The sequence below is a fragment of the Propioniciclava sp. genome, assembly GCF_029977985.1.
Lineage (GTDB): Bacteria > Actinomycetota > Actinomycetes > Propionibacteriales > Propionibacteriaceae > Propioniciclava.
Genome location: NZ_JARKOT010000238.1, coordinates 1 through 2,174, shown reverse-complemented (window position 1 = coordinate 2,174; position 2,174 = coordinate 1). Strand labels below are relative to the sequence as shown.

The window sequence follows — 2,174 nt, the reverse complement described above, 5'->3', positions numbered from 1 at the left end:
GACGGGCGCGGCCCGTTAGGGATGGCGGAGGTGATGCCGAGATGACCAGCACCCCGGCCGACGTGGCCGCCCTGTTGAAGATCGCGGCCATGGAGCCGGAGACCCTGGACGACCTAGACGGTTGTCTGCGCAGGCTCCGGGATGTGCAGAAGGCCAGACGTGAGCTGGCCAAGGTGCCCCCGGCCATGCTCTTGTCCGGACTGCTGGATCGGCGACCTCAGGGCGGTGACCCGTCGTGACCGCCCACAGCGTGGCCGAACTGCGAGAGGCGTGGCGCGCGATCGAGGCGGGCGAGTTCGCCCACGGGCCCCGGTCCGCGCCCACCGCCCGGAGCGTTGCGACCGCGTGGGCGCCAGCGCCTGGTGAGCGGGTGGTCGCTGTCCTGGGCTGCGCCGGCGGAGTGGGTGCGTCCACGGTGGCGCTCGCGCTGGCCACCGCATCCGGGGCACCGGCGCGGGTGGTGGAGTGCGGCCCTCCGATGGCGTCCGGCTTCTCGGCCGCAGCCAATGCCGAACTCGGGACCGAGGGCCCGTGGCGCCGCGGCAGTCGTGGCGACGTCCTCCTGGAGCGCCCCATCGCCGGCGACGCGACCGTGCCCGTTCCGACCGAGTCATCGGTCGAGTGGACGTTCGTGGACACCAACTGGACGACCGTGTCAGGAACGGGCGCCGGGTGGCTCGGGTCAGTGCAGCGCACGCTCGACGACGTCGTCCTCGTCACGAACGCCACCGTGCCCGGGATCCGCCGCCTGGAGTCCTGTGCCGAACTCCTCGGCCGGGACGCGCTCGGGGTGGTCGTGGGGCCTACGGCCACGCGCTGGCCGCGTCCGGTCAAGGTCGCCGCAGCCGGGATCCCCGCACGCGTGCACGTCACCGACTTCCCCCTGGACTCTCGTCTGCAGGTCACCGGCCTGACTCCCGACCCGTTGCCCTCCCCGCTGCTCAAGGCGGCCCAGAACGTCCTCGCCCTCCTCCGAAAGGAACCGACATGAACGCACTGATCGTCCCGCTGAAGATCTGCCCGGTGGCGCCCACGGGCGTCGCCGCCTACACCGACCAGATCTCGGGCATGGTCCTGTGGTCCGTGCTGTGGCTGTTCGGCATCGCGGCGCTGGTGTCCGTCGGGGCGATCCTCGTCGGACGAGCCACGCACTCCCCGCACCTCTCGAAGGGCGGCATCATCGGCCTCGCCGGCGTCCTAGTGCTCGCCGTGGTGCTGATGGGTGGCTACGGGATGCTCAACGGCATCCTCGGCGACGGCTGCGTCGGCTGATGTTCCGCCGTCGCCCACCCCGCCCGACGAGCTCAGCCGAGGTCGTCCCGTTCTCGCGCACTCAGCTGCTCGTCGTCCTCGCGGGGCTGCTGCTGGTGAGCGGCGTCCTGCTGTACGGGCTGGGCTACACCCTGGTGTCCAGCTTCTCGGCGGGAACCGCGCCCGACGGCGTCCAAAGCAGCGCTCACGCGGACGCCGACCCTGCACAGCGGCGAGACCTCATTGCTGCAGCGCCGATGGCGACGGTGGCCCAGGACGCCGGCCTCACGCCGGGGGTGGCGATCGCCCTGCCTCCCGCGATCAGGCTGCCCGCCGCCACGACCGTTGGCGTCAGCGGTGTGTCGTCCGGCTTCCCGCGCACACCCGAGGGCGCGGCCGCCCAGCTGGCGGCCATCGAGGTGCGGGTGCTGTCCGCGATGTCGCTCCCGCTGGCCACGGAGGTCTACCGCGACTGGGCGATGCCCGGCGGAGTGGGCGCCGCGGACTGGTCGCAGACCCGCAACGTGCAGTCGTTCCTGACCCACGCCCGGCAGTCTTCAAACCAGTTGGACCCCGGAACCTTGGTCAGCGTCACGCCCGCGGCCATCCAGATCAAGGGGACCGACGGCCCCGACTGGGTGGTCGCGTGCGTGCTGCTCGACGTGCGCGCCGCCCTCAGGGCAGAGGCCCGCATGGGCTACGGCACCTGCGAGCGAATGCAGTGGACCGGCGACCGCTGGCTGATCGGCCCCGGCGCCCCACCCGCCCCGGCCCCCTCCACGTGGCCCGGTTCGGACGCCTCCGTCGAGGCCGGCTGGCAGCCGGCCGCCTCCAACTGAAGGAGCCACCATGCCCATCGATCCGTTCGGTCTGGTCGGCTCTGCTATCGCCAACGTGGTCACCGACAGCCTGACCGCGGCCAT

Annotated in this window: 4 protein-coding genes; all 4 read left to right on the top strand. The window is 72.3% G+C overall.

Annotation, left to right across the window (positions count from 1 at the left end):
• On the top strand, positions 1 to 239 hold a 239-nt coding region (locus Q1K57_RS13575; protein ID WP_300083515.1), incomplete at its 5' end, for a hypothetical protein.
• Complete coding sequence (locus Q1K57_RS13570) at positions 236 to 991, top strand: hypothetical protein (RefSeq protein ID WP_300083513.1); 756 nt, start codon at positions 236 to 238, stop codon at positions 989 to 991. The genes Q1K57_RS13575 and Q1K57_RS13570, both read left to right, overlap by 4 nt.
• Positions 988 to 1,272, top strand: coding sequence for a hypothetical protein (locus tag Q1K57_RS13565; protein ID WP_300083511.1), 285 nt, complete (start codon positions 988 to 990; stop codon positions 1,270 to 1,272). Before Q1K57_RS13570 ends, Q1K57_RS13565 begins: the two co-directional genes overlap by 4 nt.
• Positions 1,272 to 2,090 (top strand): hypothetical protein, encoded by an 819-nt coding sequence (locus Q1K57_RS13560; RefSeq protein WP_300083509.1) that lies wholly within the window; start codon positions 1,272 to 1,274, stop codon positions 2,088 to 2,090. Before Q1K57_RS13565 ends, Q1K57_RS13560 begins: the two co-directional genes overlap by 1 nt.
• Positions 2,091 to 2,174: the final 84 nt, after the last annotated feature.

Coding starts and splice junctions, on each gene's coding strand:
- Q1K57_RS13565 (WP_300083511.1), top strand. CDS start 988: ATGAACGCACTGATCGTCCCGCTGAAGATCTGCCCGGTGGCGCCCACG.
- Q1K57_RS13560 (WP_300083509.1), top strand. CDS start 1,272: ATGTTCCGCCGTCGCCCACCCCGCCCGACGAGCTCAGCCGAGGTCGTC.